Source organism: Marinoscillum sp. HNIBRBA16962, from assembly GCF_057801515.1.
The window spans coordinates 5914412-5933598 of record NZ_CM173603.1; the positions used below are offsets into that span (position 1 = coordinate 5914412).

17 protein-coding genes are annotated in these 19187 nt (G+C 43.3%); 11 read left to right on the plus strand and 6 right to left on the minus strand.

Annotated features, from left to right (window positions below; translation table 11 throughout):
- Positions 1-160: 160 nt before the first annotated feature.
- From AC3E9V_RS24585 to AC3E9V_RS24600, 4 genes are read right to left on the minus strand one after another with little or no spacing between them, the layout of a single operon-like run.
- Entirely contained in the window at positions 161-1105 is a 945-nt protein-coding gene (locus AC3E9V_RS24585; protein WP_488750821.1) for a rhomboid family intramembrane serine protease, read from the minus strand.
- Positions 1106-1107: 2 nt separating this feature from the next.
- Positions 1108-1902: a rhomboid family intramembrane serine protease gene (locus tag AC3E9V_RS24590; RefSeq protein WP_488750822.1), complete on the minus strand. Its 795-nt coding sequence runs from the start codon at positions 1900-1902 to the stop codon at positions 1108-1110.
- Positions 1899-3743: a DNA mismatch repair endonuclease MutL gene (gene mutL / locus AC3E9V_RS24595; protein ID WP_488750823.1), complete on the minus strand. Its 1845-nt coding sequence runs from the start codon at positions 3741-3743 to the stop codon at positions 1899-1901. Before mutL ends, AC3E9V_RS24590 begins: the two co-directional genes overlap by 4 nt.
- Positions 3744-4088, minus strand: a complete 345-nt coding sequence (locus AC3E9V_RS24600; RefSeq protein ID WP_488750824.1) for a hypothetical protein — start codon at positions 4086-4088, stop codon at positions 3744-3746.
- Positions 4089-4191: 103 nt separating this feature from the next.
- On the opposite strand from AC3E9V_RS24600, the gene AC3E9V_RS24605 reads away from it, so the two are divergent.
- The 7 genes from AC3E9V_RS24605 (at position 4192) to AC3E9V_RS24635 (ending at position 13504) form a co-directional block, all read left to right on the plus strand.
- The gene (locus AC3E9V_RS24605) at positions 4192-6564 is read left to right on the plus strand and encodes a serine hydrolase domain-containing protein (RefSeq protein ID WP_488750825.1); all 2373 of its coding nucleotides are present in this window, start codon (positions 4192-4194) and stop codon (positions 6562-6564) included.
- Positions 6565-6605: 41 nt separating this feature from the next.
- Complete coding sequence (gene bshA, locus AC3E9V_RS24610; protein ID WP_488750826.1) at positions 6606-7754, plus strand: N-acetyl-alpha-D-glucosaminyl L-malate synthase BshA; 1149 nt, start codon at positions 6606-6608, stop codon at positions 7752-7754.
- A gap of 67 nt (positions 7755-7821) precedes the next feature.
- Positions 7822-8436 (plus strand): sterol desaturase family protein, encoded by a 615-nt coding sequence (locus AC3E9V_RS24615; RefSeq protein WP_488750827.1) that lies wholly within the window; start codon positions 7822-7824, stop codon positions 8434-8436.
- A gap of 339 nt (positions 8437-8775) precedes the next feature.
- On the plus strand, positions 8776-9873 hold the full coding sequence (locus AC3E9V_RS24620) for a vWA domain-containing protein (protein WP_488750828.1): 1098 nt from the start codon (positions 8776-8778) through the stop codon (positions 9871-9873).
- 9 nt (positions 9874-9882) lie between these two features.
- On the plus strand, positions 9883-11406 hold the full coding sequence (locus AC3E9V_RS24625; protein ID WP_488750829.1) for a sigma 54-interacting transcriptional regulator: 1524 nt from the start codon (positions 9883-9885) through the stop codon (positions 11404-11406).
- A gap of 17 nt (positions 11407-11423) precedes the next feature.
- Positions 11424-12068, plus strand: a complete 645-nt coding sequence (locus AC3E9V_RS24630) for an AlbA family DNA-binding domain-containing protein (protein ID WP_488750830.1) — start codon at positions 11424-11426, stop codon at positions 12066-12068.
- Positions 12069-12166: 98 nt separating this feature from the next.
- Positions 12167-13504, plus strand: a complete 1338-nt coding sequence (locus tag AC3E9V_RS24635; protein ID WP_488750831.1) for a PhoH family protein — start codon at positions 12167-12169, stop codon at positions 13502-13504.
- A gap of 76 nt (positions 13505-13580) precedes the next feature.
- On the opposite strand, the gene AC3E9V_RS24640 is transcribed toward AC3E9V_RS24635, so the two are convergent.
- A complete protein-coding gene (locus AC3E9V_RS24640) occupies positions 13581-13772 on the minus strand; it encodes a hypothetical protein (protein WP_488750832.1) in 192 nt (63 codons plus the stop codon).
- Positions 13773-13916: 144 nt separating this feature from the next.
- Between AC3E9V_RS24640 and AC3E9V_RS24645 the strand changes: the two genes are divergently transcribed.
- The 4 genes from AC3E9V_RS24645 to AC3E9V_RS24660 all read left to right on the plus strand — a co-directional run bounded on the left by AC3E9V_RS24645 (position 13917) and on the right by AC3E9V_RS24660 (position 18527).
- Complete coding sequence (locus tag AC3E9V_RS24645) at positions 13917-15353, plus strand: BatD family protein (protein WP_488750833.1); 1437 nt, start codon at positions 13917-13919, stop codon at positions 15351-15353.
- 6 nt (positions 15354-15359) lie between these two features.
- Positions 15360-16442: a chorismate synthase gene (gene aroC, locus AC3E9V_RS24650; protein WP_488750834.1), complete on the plus strand. Its 1083-nt coding sequence runs from the start codon at positions 15360-15362 to the stop codon at positions 16440-16442.
- 16 nt (positions 16443-16458) lie between these two features.
- Positions 16459-17871 carry a dicarboxylate/amino acid:cation symporter gene (locus tag AC3E9V_RS24655; RefSeq protein WP_488750835.1) on the plus strand — a complete coding sequence of 471 codons (1413 nt, stop codon included), beginning with the start codon at positions 16459-16461 and terminating at the stop codon, positions 17869-17871.
- Positions 17872-17942: 71 nt separating this feature from the next.
- Entirely contained in the window at positions 17943-18527 is a 585-nt protein-coding gene (locus AC3E9V_RS24660; RefSeq protein WP_488750836.1) for a NifU family protein, read from the plus strand.
- Between the two features lie 2 nt (positions 18528-18529).
- Here AC3E9V_RS24660 and AC3E9V_RS24665 read toward each other — a convergent pair whose 3' ends face one another.
- The gene (locus AC3E9V_RS24665; RefSeq protein WP_488750837.1) at positions 18530-19096 is read right to left on the minus strand and encodes an EF-hand domain-containing protein; all 567 of its coding nucleotides are present in this window, start codon (positions 19094-19096) and stop codon (positions 18530-18532) included.
- Positions 19097-19187: the final 91 nt, after the last annotated feature.

Here is a 19187-nt window from a genome sequence, read left to right on the forward strand (position 1 = left end):
TAAAAAAAGTAGTACTAATCCAAGATTATATTATGAAATTTTTCGATCAGAATAGTGATTAACACGATTAATTGGATTAATCCGGGCGAAAATCCGTAACTCCAAGGTTCAGGGAAACGGTGATCATTATATCAGGAACAGGTACCGATCGAATATAACCCTACTTCTTACTGGCATTGAAGAGTTTTTGCTTCTCCTCTTTGGTCAGACTGTCGTAACCGGACTGGGAGATCTTATCCAGGATGGCATCTATTTCTGCCTGATCATGATCATTGTCTGATGAAGATACATCCACACTTCGACGTTTGGTCTTCTTCTTCGCTTTCTCCGCTCTGTGGGTGACCTTGATCTTGGGTGAAGCGACAAAAAAACTTCTTATCCAGTAGATAAAAGAGATCACCCAGCCCCCAAGGTCATTGCCCTTTCTGAGCTGACTGATATAGACCCAGCCGATCAGGGCTCCACCGAGGTGAGCGATATTACCTCCGGCATTACCTCCGGTAGAACCCAGAAACGAAAGCACCACATAAAAAAGCGCAATGTATTTGATCTTGACAGGGCCCAGAAACAAAAGGAAGAATGTATAATCAGGCATAAATACTGCAGCAGCTACTACCACTGCATACACAGCAGCTGAGGCTCCCACCATCCCAAAATTTGGATTGGTGGCCATCGCCTTCATGGCTGTCTCGTGGAAAACCGGAACAAAATTGTAAACAATCAGATAAGCAACTGCACCGGCCAAAGCTCCAAGCACATAAAGTGCGATCACCTTTTTATTCCCGAGAAACTCCACAATTAACCTCGAAAACCAGTAAAAGATCAGCATGTTAAAAAGGATATGGAGAATATCTCTTAAGCTATGAGCAAAGGCATAGGTAATGATGGTCCAGGGCCTTCTTATAAAGTCTTCAAAAAGTGGGGGGATCGTAAATTGATTATGAATAGCATTAAAAATAACATCTGATCCGGCAAAGAAGGATACCATATTCAGCACTGCCATGAATATGAAGATCACAACATTGATGATGATCAGCTGAGCCGGGGCATTGTTTGGCTTGTCCCAGGCATTTTTAAAGTCGTTGAAAAAACTGTTATTCATCATGCTCAATAAAACCTTCTATTGTCTTTTTTCCATATCCTCAAAAGGATAAATGCGATCAGCATACCTCCCAGGTGGGCCAGGTGAGCTACATTGTCTCCGGGCATACGACTAAATTCGGCATAAAGTTCATACAGACCATAAAAAAGGACCAGATATTTTGCCTTAATCGGTATTGGTGGAAACAACAGAAAGAGCTGTGTGTTTGGGAACAACATACCAAACGCCATTAATATTCCGAAAACAGCTCCTGAGGCTCCAACCATCGGAATATTGCTAATGTCAGAGTAAGTATTTGATACTACATCCCGGGTCTGAGAAATATAAGCCGGGTCATCAGGATGCTTATAGAAGTCCTCTGAAAATTCCGCCAATCGCTCCAGGTTGTATCTCGGAGACTTATGATCCAGAATAAACAGCCTGAAATCCTCCGGGTTAGGGTCCGACAGATAGGCCTCAGTATCACTTTTCAGATCTCTTTTTTCCAGGTAGTCCACCGCTCCATACAGTACTCCGGCGCCTATGCCACAGATCAGGTAGAAAGTCAGGAAACGCTTTGATCCCCAGACTTGCTCCAGCAAAGGCCCAAAGATGAAAACGGCAAACATATTACCTAATATATGCCCAAAACCACCATGTATCCACATGTAGGTCACAAACTGATAAGGAGCAAAGGAATCTGCAAAGATCACTCTAAGCCCTCCTATCTGAGAAAGTGGTAATGAGAAAATGGCCTGAATCAAAAAAATCCCGACATTAATGATCAGGATATTCTTTACCATAGGGGTAAGTCGCATCATGAGCTAAACCAGCTTTTTATTTTTTCTAAACTAATTAATTTATAGGTGGGATTTCCGTCAGGTGTGTAGTTGGGTTGCTTACAGGCAAACAGCTGATCTATCAGTTGTTCAGCCTCCTCATCACCCAGGTTTTTACATTTTATTGCCGCTGTTCGTTTAGCCAGTGAACGACACAGGTTTTCCTGATGGGTCAGCCCCAGTTCTTTTTTATTAAATTTAAATTGCTCTAAAAGTTCTTCAAAGATCTCCTTTTCATTACAACTGGCCAGCTCTGCCGGTACACCCTGGATAACGATCATGTGCTGGCCCATCTCCTCAAAATCAAACCCCAGCCTGAGAATCTCCGGCTTTATCTCCATAACGAGCGCATAGTCTGACGGGTTTAATGAAAACTGCTGAGGAAACAATGATGCTTGTGATGAGCCGGATTTATGAGAAAGGTTTTGCTCGTACCTTTCAAACAGGATCCGCTCATAGGCTGCCCGCTGGTCTATTACAGCCATGCCTGACTTCACTTGTCTCAGCAAATATTTTCTGTGAAGCCGCAAAGTCTTACCCTCCTCGATCGGCGCCTCCTCCGTGTCATTAATAGCACTGGAGATCGTTATCATCTCTTCTTCATGGCTCGTACCAGCTACCTCTCTCTGCATCTCCTCATCCGAAATGATATCTTCCCGTTTAGCAAAATCGTATAAAGATTCCCAGTTTTTGGCTTTTTCCCGCTCCGTCCCAATGTTTTTAAACTGCTCGTACTGGCGGTCCTGTTTTGAGTTCGTTTTCCGCTCAGAAAAATCCGTTCTGGTAAATTGCTCAAAATTTACATCGGTACCGAAATCCAGTGAAGGAGTTACATTATGCGCACCCAGGGCTTGCCTCACAGCCGACCGGATCACACCATACAGCATCCGGTCATCATCAAATTTAACTTCCGTCTTGGTAGGATGTACATTGATATCCACATGAAGCGGATCCATCCCTATGAAAAGCACATAAAACGGATAATAATCCTCTTTCAGAAGACCTTCATAAGCATTCGTCACCGCGTGATTCAGATAGTTGTTACGGATAAATCTTCCGTTCACAAAAAAGAACTGTTCGCCACGGGTCTTTTTTGAAAACTCCGGCTTACCAACATAGCCCGTCACCTTTACATGGGGCGTTTCTTCCTGGCACGGGATCAGCTGCTGCTGATAGTTCTTACCAAAGAGCTGAACGATTCGCTTGCTTAACTTCCCGGCATCCAGCTGAAACATCTCCAGGTCATTGTTGATCATGGTCATAGCCACCTGGGGGTTAGAAAGGGCTACCCGCTGAAACTCATCGGTAATATGCTTCAACTCCACCGGATTGGACTTTAAAAAATTTCGCCTGGCCGGCACATTATAAAAGAGGTTTTTTACACCGATTACCGTACCATCCTTCGTAGCAGCAGGCTCTTGTTTTTTCACTTCAGAAGACTCCACCTGGAGCAGTATCCCCAGCTCATCTGCTCCTCTTTTTGTCTTCATCTCTACCTGCGCCACTGCAGCAATAGACGCTAAAGCCTCCCCCCGGAAGCCCATGGTTCTTATCTTAAATAAATCTTCCGCCGTCTGGATTTTAGAGGTAGCATGTCGCTCAAAGCTCATGCGGGCATCAGTCACACTCATACCTTTACCATTGTCTATTACCTGGATGAGGGTCTTTCCGGCATCCTTCACCACCAGGGTAATGGAAGTAGCTTCTGCATCGATGCTGTTTTCCAAAAGCTCTTTAACCACTGAAGCAGGACGCTGGACTACCTCTCCGGCAGCAATCTGATTTGCAATGCTGTCAGGCAATAAGTGTATGACGTCTTCCATCTATTTGTTCCGCGTGTTTCTTTTTCTAAACCGGAAATACAAATAAACAGGTACTACTGCCCACAAGGCATAAAAGATCTGATTACCATAATATAGCCACCCTATGGCGGTAACACCCAAAATAGCCGCTATAAGCAACTGAAGAAACGATGTATTCGGGACACTGGAGGTCTTACGCTCAAAACTGATCCGTTTTCCCTCAGGCTCATCTGATGCTTCTCCTTGCATCTCTCGCTTGATCCGCTCTGTCCTTTCAGCTATTTCTTCCTTTACCGGGTCATAATAGCGAGGCTCCATCTGAAAACGCCTGTTTCTGGGGACTTTTATTATTGAAGGAAATCTCATTATAAGCTATTTATAACTGAAAAATCAGGCCAGTCAACGAATATTATTCAATTCTGGCACAATTTTTTAACTACTTTGATCAAAGTTAAGTTAATTTGATACAATGCGTTTTTCTAAATACATATTCTTCGTATTTAGTTCCTTCTTTACAACCTTGAGTGTATATGCTCTAAAGGACAGCAAGGTAGATAGTATTTACCAGCACCTGAGCAAAATTGACCGTATAAGTCAGTTGGTTTGGATCCAAAGCTCAGTTGAAGAGGAGCTGACTCATGATATTTATAATTTTGGGGGTGTGTATTTTGATCAGCCTTTAGAGACTCCACCCCTGTTTGATGGAGTAGCTGTAGCTGTCCAGCTTGATGAGCAAATAAACCCGCTGCCCCGGCAAATGGAAAGCCTGCCGGACCTTATAACTTTAGCAGCCGTCACACAGGCGGACATTCTTAGTACCTATTTTTACTTTCTGAAATCCAACTGCAAGGCCTACGGAATAGATTATGTAATCCTTCCCCAGGTTTCTGAAAAAGCTACAGTACAACAAAACGTGTTGGACAAAATGGAGGCATTTGACCCCTCCTTTTTTAAGAAAAAAAATGCACTTTCGTTTGAAGAAACAAAAAGGAGAAAGGATCTGCAGCGTATTTTCTCATCCAGGGATTACTGGGTCGTATCCTCTGACTACCTGGAGCATGCTAACAAAGGATTAAAGAAATATGTAAAGCGATCTGGCGTAAGTAGCCATGAGCTCAAAGTTAAAAATGCCCTTTATAATTTTAATGAAAATAAAGATCACCAGGTCCGTCGCCTGCCCAATCAACTGGCAGTAGCGCTGAGCCGCGGATCAGTAATCCCCCTGCAGAGGGAGGCAGGCTTGCTACCCGTTTCAGAAGATACCATCTGCCTTATTACAGATGAGCCTTATGGGCTTATGGCCAATATGATCCGAAAATATGCCTATGTAATCACTTCTTATCCGGATATAGCTCAAAGCCGCTCGACCATTGTTATAGATGATAGCTCTTATGTGCCGGAGGAGTTGATCTCTGACCACCGAAACGTGGTTTTTGTAGGTTCATTAGACCATTCTGCCCCATGGCTAAGTCGTATCGATGCTGCACTGGTCTATACCCGGTATAGTGAAATTTACGATTACACACTGCCACAGCAGATATTTGGCTCTACCAGTGCTTCAGGTCGCCTTCCGATAGAGGATGAGTCATTTGCTCCCTTTGAAAACAATGAAATAGATGGCAGAGATATTTTGGGATACGCACCTCCTGAAATGACGGGACTTGACATGGTGGCCAGAGAAAAAATCGAAAGCATTGTAGCTGAAGCCATTCAAAGTGGAAGTACTCCAGGCTGCCAGCTGGCCATTGCCCTGGATGGGGCTATAATCTTTGATGAGGCTTACGGTTACCTCACATATGATAGTTTGCTGCCTGTGGATCGCCAGACACTGTATGACCTGGCCTCTGTTACCAAAGTCACTGCCACACTTTTGGCAATCATGAAGCTTTATGAAGAAGGTCAAATAGACCTGGACAAAACACTGGGTACATACCTGGGGGAATACTCCGTATCCAATAAAACAAACCTGACAATCCGGTCTATTCTTGCTCACAATTCAGGCTTAAAATCTTATGTGCCCTTCTGGAAAAAGGCCCTTAACAGTGAAAGGCTGGAAACTTTTTATTACGAGTCTGAAGAAGATGCACAGGCAGACAATAGAAGTTATGGTCTGAAACCTGATCCCATCCTTTTAGACTCACTCCGCAACTGGATCATTGGCTCACCCCTGATCAATAATGACCGTGACCCTTTTTACAATTACAGTGATATAGGTTTCATGATACTACACCAGGTAGTAGAACGAGTTGCCGGTAAGCCGTTGGACAACTACCTGGAAGATGAGTTTTATAAAAAGATGCAGCTCGAACATCTCACTTTCAATCCCAAAGACAAAGGTTTCGAACTGTTTGAAATCGCACCTACCGAATATGACTATTACTTCAGAGACGAGCTTGTCTGGGGAGAGGTCCATGACCGCAATGCAGCAGTTTTCGGTGGCGTTTCCGGTCATGCGGGTCTTTTTTCCAATGCGCATGACCTGCTCATCATTCTGCAGACCATGCTTCAGGAAGGCAAATATGGGGGTATCAGGTTCCTTAAGCAGGAAACAGTAGACTATTTCAATCACCAATATTTCCCACAAAACAGACGTGCCCTGGGCTGGGACAAAAAGGACACAAGAATAGGTAATACCTCCCGGTACGCCTCTGATATCAGCTTTGGACATACGGGCTTTACAGGCACGGTCGTCTGGGTAGACCCTGCGTTCGACCTCATTTTCGTTTTTCTTTCCAATCGCATTTACCCAAATGCCAATAACTATCAACTTAATCGAAGAAACATACGTACAAGAATTCAGGATGTCGTGTACGAGGCAATTCTCGCAAAATGGCTTAATTAAAAACAAAGACTAATCATCCGGGGTTACCTTTGCATTCAATTATGAAGATAGGAATAGTTTGTTATCCCACTTACGGAGGGAGTGGCGTGGTAGCCACTGAGCTCGGCAAAGCCCTGGCTAAAGAAGGCCATGAAATTCATTTCATTACCTACTCGCAGCCTACGCGGCTGGACTTTTTCAGTGAAAACCTTTACTACCATGAAGTTTCGGTGAAATCCTATCCGTTATTTGAATACCCTCCGTATGAGCTGGCCCTTGCCAGCAAGATGGTGGATGTAGTAGAGCACGAGAAGATCGATATCCTTCATGTTCACTATGCGATCCCTCACGCCTCTGCAGCTTATATGGCTCGTCAGATCCTCCAGACCAAAGGAATCACTATTCCATTCATTACCACCCTGCACGGCACGGACATCACCCTGGTAGGAAAAGATGTCACCTATGAGCCTGTAGTTACTTTCTCTATCAACCAATCCGATGGAGTAACTGCTGTGTCCCGGGACTTGAGAAAAGATACGCTTGATCATTTCAACATCACTCAACATATCGAAGTGATCCCCAACTTTATTGACCTGGATCGTTTCAAAAAACAAAAAAAGGACCACTTCAAAAAAGCAATCTGCCCAAATAACGAAAAGCTAATCGTTCACACCTCCAATTTCCGTAAGGTAAAAAGAGTAGAAGACGTTGTTGAAATATTCAACCGTATACGCATGGTAGTGCCTTCCAAATTACTCATGGTTGGAGATGGCCCCGAACGATCGAGAATTGAAGAACTCTGCAGAAATCTCTGCAATATCGATGATGTAAGATTCCTTGGTAAGCTGGAGGCTGTAGAGGAAGTACTTTCAGTAAGTGACCTGTTCCTTATGACTTCAGAAAAAGAGAGCTTTGGGCTGGCGGCACTTGAGGCCATGGCTTGTGAAGTGCCGGTCATTTCCACAAATGCCGGTGGTCTGCCTGAATTAAACCTGGATGGAACTTCTGGCTTTGTCTGTAACGTTGGGGACACAAAAACGATGGCAGAAAAAGCTATTCATATCCTGGATGACAACAATTTAGCCAGATTCAAAAAGGGAGCCCTGGAAAGAGCAAAAGATTTTGATGTAAGCAACATTCTCCCACTTTATGAGAAACTTTACCAAAAAATACTTGAGAAAACTAAAAACAACGTAACTACTGTTGCGTAGACATTACCTAGTTCTCACATTTTACATTTAAATTTGCAGCGTTAAAACCAAGATCTATTGATCAGTCATGGAGCTTAAAAATAAACCTCATATTAAGGGAAGCAAGACACTCTTTAAGAACCCGATTCTTGAGAAACTCACCAGAACCCATATTTCTATCCCATTGATTATCTTTTCTCTGATATCATCGGGATTGATGATCTATGGACTACAGCAAGGGTACATTAATGCAATCAATGCGCCACTTCTTTTCATTGGCGGACTATTGTCGTTTACGCTGATAGAATACATCATGCATCGATTTGTATTCCACCTTCAGCCCAAAAATGAACGTCAGGAAAAATTTGCTTATACTGTGCATGGAGTTCACCACGACTACCCTAAAGATAAAGACCGGCTGGCTATGCCTCCTCCACTAAGCCTCTTGCTCAGCGCGTTGTTTTTTGGCTTGTTCTGGTTAATGATGGGTAACCTTGTCTATGCATTTTTACCCGGTTTCCTAATCGGGTATGCATCATACCTGTGGGTTCACTATATGGTTCATGCGTTTAAACCACCAAAAAACTTCTTCAAGGTTCTTTGGGTACACCATGGTATACACCATTATAAAGACCCCCATAATGCCTTTGGAGTCTCCTCTCCATTCTGGGATGTCATATTTGGCACCATGCCTAAGAAATAGAACCAATATTTAGTAAACAAAAAGGGAAGCTAGTCTTCCTTTTTTTGTTTTGAGTCCTTGCGTCTCTTCATCCGTTTCGCTCTTCTTTTAGCAGGAGATGCAGGTTCTAATGTGGCCTTAAAGAGAGCATCTCGTAAGAACCTGTAGATATCTGTAACTAAGGATGCAAAAATGGGTTTTCTTCCGGGCATAGTAAAATCATAGGCTTGTGCCTATAAATGTACGATTTTATTGTAGCCCAGTCAATACCATGACGAAAAGTGATTATTGAAACTTATCTTCTTTTTCGGAAATCATTCTGACTTATATTTAGTTAAGTATTTTCAAATACCTGTCTGTATGATCGGAAATCGATTTACCGAATTCATTCCTGAAAAGAGCAAAGAGCAGTCAACATTTGATAACCTGCTCGAAATTTTCCTTCAGCTGATGGTCATCACCTCGGGCGATGTGAGTGAGGCTCTGAGCTGGCTGACCAACCTGGACAACCAATACAACCTGACCAACCCGGACTATGGAGTAGGGGACTTTATTGACGAACTGAAATCCAAAGGATATATCACCGAGGATAATGTAAAGGGAGAATTTAAGCTCACGGCTAAAAGCGAACAAAACATCCGCAAAAGCGCCCTTGAAGAGATCTTTGGTAAGCTGAAAAAATCCGGAAAGGGAAACCACAAAACCAATCAGCCCGGACAAGGTGATGAGGTGGGTACCGATTACCGCGAATACCAGTTTGGAGATGCCCCTGAGCAAATCGAGTTAACCGAGAGCATTAAAAATGCCCAGATCAATCATGGCTTTGGCAATTTTATGCTTACTGAAAATGATCTGGAGATTCGGGAGCGGGAGTTTAAAACACAGACCTCCACCGTACTGATGATCGATATCAGCCACTCGATGATCTTGTACGGTGAGGACCGGATCACCCCGGCCAAAAAGGTAGCTATGGCCCTGGCCGAGCTTATTACTAAAAAATATCCCAGGGATACACTTGATATTATCGTTTTTGGAAATGATGCCTGGCAAATCGAGATCAGGGATCTGCCCTATCTGAACGTGGGCCCGTACCATACGAATACCGTAGCAGGTCTGGAGCTGGCGATGGACCTGCTGAGGAGAAGAAAAAACAAAAACAAGCAGATCTTTATGATCACCGATGGTAAACCTACCTGCCTTAAGCATGGCATCAAATACTATAAAAACAGCTTTGGTCTGGACCCGAAAATTTTGAATAAAACCTTAAACCTGGCTGCACAGTGCAGAAGGATCAATATACCTATCACTACTTTTATGATTGCATCAGATCCCTATTTGCAGCAATTTGTCAGAGAATTTACCCAGGTAAATAATGGCAATGCCTATTATAGCAGCCTTAAGGGACTAGGCAATCTGGTCTTTGAAGACTACAAACGAAACAGAAGGAAAAACCTTTAAAAGAAAAGGATGAATTATTCAGAACTATCAAGCGAAAAGAAACACAGGATAAAAACGCTTGGAGAGCTTAAGAATACAAACTACCAGCCAATAACGATCAAAGAAGAGCTGAGAAAAAATCTTATTGAGAAGCTAAGGAAAAAGGAAAATGTTTTTGAAGGCATCTGGGGTTATGAAGATACGGTTATCCCGGATATCGAAAGGGCCATCCTGGCAAAACACAACATCAATTTTTTAGGGCTGAGAGGTCAGGCGAAAACACGAATTGCCAGGATGATGACACTCCTTCTTGACGAGGTAATTCCGGTGATCAAAGGCACAGACCTGAATGATGACCCATTTAAACCAATTTCCCGTCAGGGAAAAGACCTTATCAGGGAACATGGGGATGACACACCCGTTAGCTGGCTGCACAGAGACGAACGGTATACCGAAAAGCTGGCTACTCCGGATGTGACGATTGCTGACCTTATCGGGGATGTGGACCCGATTAAGGCTGCTTCTCTAAAACTTCCCTATTCTGATGAGCGCGTTATTCACTACGGCCTCATCCCAAGATCCCACAGAGGTATTTTTGTGATCAATGAGCTTCCTGATTTACAAGCCCGTATTCAGGTGGCTTTGTTCAATATCCTACAGGAGGGTGACATACAGATCAGGGGATTTAAGCTACGTCTGCCTCTGGATGTTCAGTTTGTGTTTACAGCAAACCCGGAAGACTACACCAACAGGGGGAGTATAGTCACTCCTCTGAAAGACCGTATCGATAGTCAGATCATCACCCATTATCCTAAAACCATCGAGATCGGCAAGAAGATCACCCAGCAGGAAGCCCGCCTCGAAAAGGTACAATCGGAAAATGTGGAAGTCTTTGACCTGATAAAAGACCTGATCGAGCAGGTAGCTTTTGAAGCACGCGAAAGTGAATATGTGGATGCAAAGAGTGGGGTTTCTGCACGGTTAACCATATCTGCGTATGAAAACCTCATCAGTGCCGCTGAAAGAAGATTGCTCGTCAACGGAGAGAAAAAAACTTTTGCCAGAATAGCAGACTTTGCTGGTATACATCCCGCTATCACAGGAAAGGTAGAACTGGTTTATGAAGGAGAGCAGGAAGGTCCGGCCATTGTAGCTCAGAACCTGGTTGGAAAAGCCATCAGAAACCAGTTTACCAATTATTTCCCGGATCCTGAAAAAATCCGAAAGAACAAAGAAGGAAAAAACCCGTACAAGCAAATCACCGACTGGTTTGGTGAAGGAAACATGGTAGATCTCATCTACGATTACTCCCTGAATGAATACGAAAAAGAACTAATGAGCGTTCCGGGGCTGGAAGGGTTAATTCTTGATCACCATAGTAAGCAACCCAAAGAATTTAAATTATTTTTGATGGAGTTTGCTTTGTATGGACTGGCCGAGTACAGCATGCTCAGCAAACACATCCTCGAGCGGGGCATGCAGTTCAAGGACCTGCTTAGCGGTATGTTTTCTATGCCCGGGCCTGACGATGAGGATGATGAAGAAATCTACTAGATGTTTAAGTTTGAAATATGGAACTGCGCGAGATCAGAAAGTTGGTCTTTGGCGGGGAGAATGATCAGGTCGAGTTTAAAAGAAAAATCAATCACCCCGAAAAAGTGATCAGGGAAGTTGTAGCCTTTGCCAATTCTAAAGGAGGCCATTTAATCGTAGGAGTAAATGACAATAAATCCATAGTAGGCCTCAAATATGCAGAAGAGGAAGACTACCTGCTCCAGAAAGCAATTAAGGAGCTATGCAAACCAGCGATAAAATTTACTGTAGAAACGATCCCGCTAAATGAAAAGCGAGCCATTCTCCATTACGAGATTTTTCCGGGAGAAAAAAAACCCTATTTCGCATTTGAAAAAAAACGCCACAGATATGGCAAGGCCTTTGTCAGAGTGGATGACCGCTCCATCCAGGCCAGCCCGGAAATACGAAAAATACTAAAGCTCAACAACCAGGATGTAGACCGGCATTTCCAGTATGGCCCCAAAGAAAAGCTGTTATTCAATTACCTCCATGACAATGAAAAGGTAACTGTCAATGAATTTCGGGAACTGAGCGGACTGGACTATAAAGCAGCCTCCACTACGATGATCCGGATGGTTTTAGCTAATGCCCTGAAGATCATCCCTCGCGAGAAGGAGGATTGGTATTGTGCTGTTGAGTAATATTTTTAGATAAATAATCGGAGTTTCATAGGAGTTATTTTCTCCAAGTTCTTAATTTACAGAAGCCACATTTTATCACTCGCAATTCGTTATTTGATATGGCCAAATCCACTAAAGAAAAGAAGATTTTTGTTCTTGATACTTCTGTTATTCTTTATTCACATGACTCCATTCTAAATTTCGCCGAACACGATGTAGGCATTCCTATCACCGTACTGGAAGAGCTCGACACTTTCAAGAAAGGTAATGACACCAAAAACTTTGAAGCACGGGAATTTACCCGTTTGCTGGACAAGCTGGCAGAAGGCCATATGCTCCAGGACTGGATACCTCTCAATGGCAAGACCAAAGGGAAATTTAAGGTACTCATGGAAACGGAGAGCGAGCTTGACGCCCACAAGATCTTTGGTGAGCGCAAAAATGATCATAGTATACTCAACGCAGCCCTTGCGTTGAAGAAAAGTGAGAAGAAGTGTAAAGTCATCCTGGTCAGCAAAGACATCAACCTGAGGCTAAAAGCCAAATCACTGGACCTGCCTGCAGAAGATTATGAAACCGGCAAGATCAAAAACGTAAACACACTTCATACGGGTAAACAGGAGCTCGAAGATATTTCTTCAGAAGATATTGACACCCTGTTTCAAAAAGGGAGCATTGATAAGAAAAATATACTAAAGCGGAAGAAACCCATTTCTAATGCCTATTATATTTTAAAAAGTGAGAAAAACTCTGTTTTATCTTACTACAACCCTATTGAGAAGGCCATTGACAAGGTGGATAAGGTGCCCGTTTATGGCATAAAGCCAAGAAATGCAGAGCAAACTTTTGCCATCCATGCCATGATGAACCCCGAAATCAAACTGGTCAGCATCAATGGCGTGGCAGGAACCGGAAAAACACTCCTTGCACTTGCCTCGGCCCTTGAGCAGCGCCGCAACTTTAAGCAGATCTATCTGGCGCGACCCATTGTACCACTGAGTAATAAGGATATCGGGTATTTACCAGGAGATATCAAATCCAAGCTTAACCCTTACATGGAACCGCTCTGGGACAACCTGAAATTTATCCAGAATCAGTTCAAGGAAAGTGATAAAGAGTTTAAGCACATAACCGAAATGGTCAATCAGGAAAAACTAATGATCACTCCGCTGGCATACATCAGGGGAAGGAGCCTGTCCAATATTTTCTTTATCGTGGATGAAGCTCAAAACCTTACTCCCCATGAGATCAAAACCATCATTACCCGTGCCGGGGAAAACTGTAAAATTATCTTTACCGGCGACATTTACCAGATTGATACCCCTTACCTGGACTCACAAAGTAACGGGTTATCCTACCTGATAGACCGGATCCAGGACCACCCCATGTATGCACACATCACATTGGAAAAAGGAGAACGATCAGAGCTGGCTAACCTCGCAAATGAGCTTCTTTAAAAAAAGAAGGAAAATTGATTTAAAATACCCTGTTAATTACAAAAGCCCTTCCGAAATTCAGAAGGGCTTTTGTCGTTTATGCCAGCGCTTTAGAAAAGCACGTATTAAGAATTGACTCATAGATTTGACCAAATTGATCGTAGCACCAATCCCTCAAAGTTTTTATTTCTTCCGGGATCAATGATTGGATCGCTTTTCTAAGCTCTTTCTCAAAGAGCCACCGGTCAAAACTCACTTTTGAAAGGATAGTTTTGAAATACTCTAACATATTTCTGAAAATTTGTTAAAGAGGTTAACTAATGATGTAAAAGTGACGTTTTCCATTGAAAACATCGTTACTTAAAAGTTAAACAATTTATAGCTTTGAATGAAATTTATCTACCATAAATTGCAAACGATTTCAAGCAACCATATGATAAAAACGAGCAAAATTCTGTTTGGTTGTCTCCTGATGATGATTTTTGCCTTTCAGGTTAAAGGGCAGGAAGCGTCTATCGAGTACGGCTCTACAGAAATCGGTATAAATCAATACTTTACGGTCACACTCACTATTGAAAATGAGCGACTGAAAAATTACAGTCCCTTTCCTGAGATCGATGGTTTTGTAAAGCGTGGTACCTCTTCGTCTACGTCCACCAGTTTTGTTAATGGCCGGATGACCTCATCACAGAGTATCACTCAAAACTATCAGGCCACAAATCAGGGAACTTATACAGTACCTTCATTCACGATGACTGTAAATGGTGAAGAAGTGCGTGCTGAAAGGACTACCGTAAAAGTAGGCGAGGCAGTACAGCAACGAAGAAGATCCAATGACCCTTTTCAAAACTTTTTTGACAAGCGCGAAAGCGAACCTATGGAATTTATCGATGTGGAAGCTGATGCATTCCTTGCCCTCACTACGGATAAGTCCAGGGTTTATGTTGGAGAAGGTTTTACAACCACACTGGCTTTTTATGTGGCGGAATCCAACAGGGCCGATATGCGCTTTTATGATTTGGGTAAACAGATCACCGAGATCGTAAAGGAAATAAAGCCAACTAGCTGCTGGGAAGAAAATTTTTCTATTGACAATATCAATGGAGAGCCTGTAACCGTAAACAACCGCGGATACACCCAATACAAAATATATCAGGCTACATACTACCCACTGAATGTGGATGACATCAACTTCCCTTCGGTTGGACTGAAACTGATCAAATATAAGGTAGCCAAAAACCCCTCCTTTTTTGGAAGAAACCGACAGGAAGATTTTGAGACCTTCTATTCAAAACCTAAAAAGGTGGTTGTAAATGAGCTGCCCCCACATCCCCTTAAGGAAAAGGTAGCTGTAGGGGATTACCGGCTCGCTGAAAAAATCAATAGTCTGGATTTAAAAACAGGTGAAAGCTTCAGCTATACTTTTAACATTCTGGGAGAAGGGAATATAAGCGCTCTAGAAGCTCCCGCTCTTCCCGCCACAGACAACTTTGACTTCTACGCACCAAATATAAAGCAGAACATCACCCGCTCAAATGGAACGGTGAAAGGCACAAAAACTTTCAATTATTATGGCATCCCAAATGAGCCTGGTTCTTACGCTCTGGGCGACTATTTTCAGTGGATATTTTTCAACCCCGAAAAAGAAACTTATGATACCCTGAAATCACAGCAAGTTCTTACAGTAAGTGGTGAGAGTAGAAAAAATGAATATATACTGTCCAATGATCTGGGGTCATTCTACGATGGAATAGAATTTAAAGACAACAAGTTGCAGGCATTAAACGAGACCTCCTGGATAAAGATCTTTGTCAACATTTTTATTTTAGCTATGTTAGCGCTCTCACTTTTCGTTTTAATCCGCAAGTAGGCGCTCATGGGGAACATTTTCGGGAAAATTTTCAGTATTACCACTTTTGGTGAATCACATGGCCCGGCCATTGGAGTAACAATAAATGGTTGTCCGGCTGGGGTGGACATTGATACGGACTTTATTCAGAGAGAGCTCTCCAGACGGAAGCCGGGGCAATCCAAAATCACCACACAGAGAAAAGAGGAAGATGAAGTAGAAATATTGTCAGGGATATTTGATGGAAAAACCACCGGTACCCCCATAGCTCTGGTTATCCGGAATAAAGATCAGAAAAGTAAAGACTACGGCCACATTGCGGACAAATTTCGGCCCAGCCATGCTGACTACACTTATGAAAAAAAATACGGAATCCGCGACTACCGCGGTGGCGGAAGAAGCTCTGCCCGTGAAACTGCTGCCCGTGTTGCGGCAGGAGCTGTCGCGAAGCTGATGCTCAAAGAATTTGGGGTGTCTTTCCAGGCATACGTTAGCCAGGTGGGAGATCTGAAACTGGACCAACACTATACCGGGCTGGACCTGGCCAAGACTGAAGAAAACGCAGTGAGGTGCCCGGACCCTGAAATGGCTCAGAAGATGTTTGATTACATAGATGAGGTCAGAAAAAGCAAGGATACAGTAGGTGGGGTCGTCACCGGAGTGATCAAAGGCACGCCGGTTGGTTTGGGTGAGCCTGCCTTTGATAAACTGCATGCGGAACTGGGCAAAGCGATGCTCAGCATCAATGCAGTTAAAGGATTTGAGTACGGCAGTGGGTTTGAAGGTGTAAAGCTGCGGGGTTCTCAACATAACGACGAATTTTACACAGAGGGAGACCGCATTCGCACAAAAACCAATTACAGCGGAGGAATTCAGGGTGGTATCTCCAATGGAGAGGACATTTATTTCAATGTTGCTTTCAAACCTGTCGCTACCCTCATGCAGGATCAGACCAGCATCGATAAGGAGGGGAATGAGGTAATAGTCTCGGGAAAAGGTCGTCATGATCCGTGCGTGGTTCCCAGGGCAGTACCAATTGTAGAAGCTATGGCAGCACTCGTAATAGCCGATTTCCTATTGATCGCCAGAACCAATAAATTGCGGGATTAAAGTAAAACCAGACTGCATGAAAAACTTACCCCTCCACGTCAAAATTATCATTGGTCTTGCTTTAGGAATTGTATGGGCATTCATCTCCAGCTCACTGGGGTGGAATGAATTCACCATCAATTGGATTGACCCCTTCGGAACAATATTTATTCGTCTCTTAAAATTCATCGCCGTGCCGTTGGTCCTTTTTTCCATCATCAGCGGCATCTCAGGATTGAGCGATATTACCAAGCTTGGAAGAATGGGGCTCAAAACCCTTTCAATTTACCTGATTACAACAGTAGCAGCAGTATCCGTTGGCTTATTATTAGTAAACACCATAAAGCCCGGCAAATACATTGATGAGGATCAGCGGGTTAAAAACAGGATCTCTTATGAGCTATGGGTAGACCAGACTCAGGGAGTGAAGCCGAAAGACAAGAAGGACTTTCTGAACGATCCGGAATATGCCGACGTAGTGCAGGAAGTGACAAACAACCCGAACTACCAGGCCGAACGTGACGAAGTAGAAGAAAAAATGAAGAGTGCGGAGAAAACCAAAGACGCACCTCCGCTTCAGTTTTTAGTGGATATGGTTCCGGAAAATATCCTGGAAAGTATCTCCAACAACAAGCTAATGCTTCAGGTAATTTTCTTCGCCATCTTTTTTGGAATCACCCTGGTGTTGATCCCCACCGAAAAGGCCCGGCCAGTCATTGATTTTGTGAATAGCGTCAACGAAGTATTCCTGAAAATGGTGGAGCTGGTGATGAAAGCAGCGCCCTTTTTCGTATTCGCTCTGTTAGCGGGTGTCATTGCCAAGATGGCCGATACGCCAGCAGAGGTATTTGAAATTTTCAAGGGGCTGGGGTCATATTCAGTCACACTTGTGATCGGCCTGGCATTTATGGTCTTTGTCTTTTACCCCCTTATAATTTCTGTTTTTATCAAAAAACTTAACTACCGGAGGTTTCTCAGAAACATTTCGCCGGCTCAGTTTCTGGCGTTTTCTACAAGCTCCAGCGCTGCTACACTCCCTGTGACTATGGAGTGTGTTGAAGAAAATATAGGTGTCTCCAAAAATGTAGCAAGCTTTGTGCTACCGATTGGCGCTACAGTGAATATGGACGGAACCAGTCTTTACCAGGCAGTAGCTGTGGTATTTATGGCACAAATGCACCTTGTGGATCTCACCCTGGGACAGCAGCTTACCATTGTGCTTACAGCCACACTTGCCTCTATTGGTTCGGCAGCAGTACCCAGCGCAGGCTTAGTCATGATGATCATTGTCCTCCAATCAGTAGGCCTTAATCCGGCATGGATCGCCATCATCTTCCCGGTAGACAGGATACTGGATATGTGCAGAACTGTGGTCAATGTAACAGGTGATGCCACAGTGGCTACTTTGATTGCCAGCACAGAAGGCGAACTGAACCCTCCAGCAGAATAAGCAATATTTCTCAGGTTTTATTGAACTATTGCGCCACTTTTGCATTTACATAAGAACCAAAACTTTCACTTATGGAAACGACAGAGAAACCAGTAATAAATATTTATACAGAGTCAAACCCTAACCCTAACTCGCTGAAGTTTGTAGCAAACCTGATGCTGCTTCCGGAAGGAGTAAGCAGGGATTTTGACAGTAAAGAATCCACCAAAGAAGCTCCACTGGCTGCTGAGCTGTTTGCATATCCTTATGTGAAACGCGTGTTTTACATGAGTAACTTTATCACAGTAACCAAGGATGAGCAGACTGATTGGTATGAGGTAAAAGGAGAGATCCAGAATCATATCAAATCATTTTTGGAATCCGGTAAGCAAATCCTGACGGAAACAGAAGTAGAGGAGGATCACAAAATCAAAGAATCTGATTCTGACCTGGATGCTAAGATCAAAGGTGTACTGGATGAATATATCCGTCCTGCGGTAGAAATGGATGGTGGTGCTATTTCCTTCGATTCTTTTAAGGACGGCAAAGTGAAACTTTTACTAAAAGGAGCCTGCAGCGGATGCCCATCATCGACCATTACGCTTAAGGCTGGTATAGAAAACCTGCTAAGAAAAATGGTTCCGGAAGTAAAAGAGGTAGAAGCAGAAGGCGTATAAAACTACACCACTATCGTGACATCATCCCACTTTCCGAAAATCCAATTGCCTTTGGCAGTAGGATCGGTGGACATAAAAAAGTCGTGGAAACCATGAAGGATCTCTTCTCGCTGTAGCACACCATCCCCATTGTCATCCAGCTTTTTGAAAGCTACTTTTACGTACTCTTCAGGGATATTATAGACCTTAAACATGTCCAGAAATTCGTTTTCCTGAACCACCTGATCATCGTTTTGGTCAAACAGTGTAAACACATACGCAGCAGTACGCTGGATGTAGTTTTTCATGAGGCGCTCATTTTTGAACAAAACCTCATCAAAAAGATGCAACCATTCAGTGTAATTGATGGAAGCCTCTTCTTTATCTATATCAGTAAGTAGCTGAATGAAAAGTCTGAAAGAACGTACTTCCAACGCTAACCTGGCAGTGGAATCCTGCGCATACCCAAGCAAGTTACTGATGCGGTCTGCCACAATGGTGAAATCATCAGGTTGCAACACACCATTCTTGTTAGCATCGAGAATATTAAACAGATGAGTTATTTTTTTCTTCTGTACGTCATTAATCATAGTGTTAAGTTATTAAAAGCCGATGGTTATTCTACGCTTTTTTTCGTCAAAAAAGATCAAAATCAGGACGAAATTAGAAATTTTGAGGGTG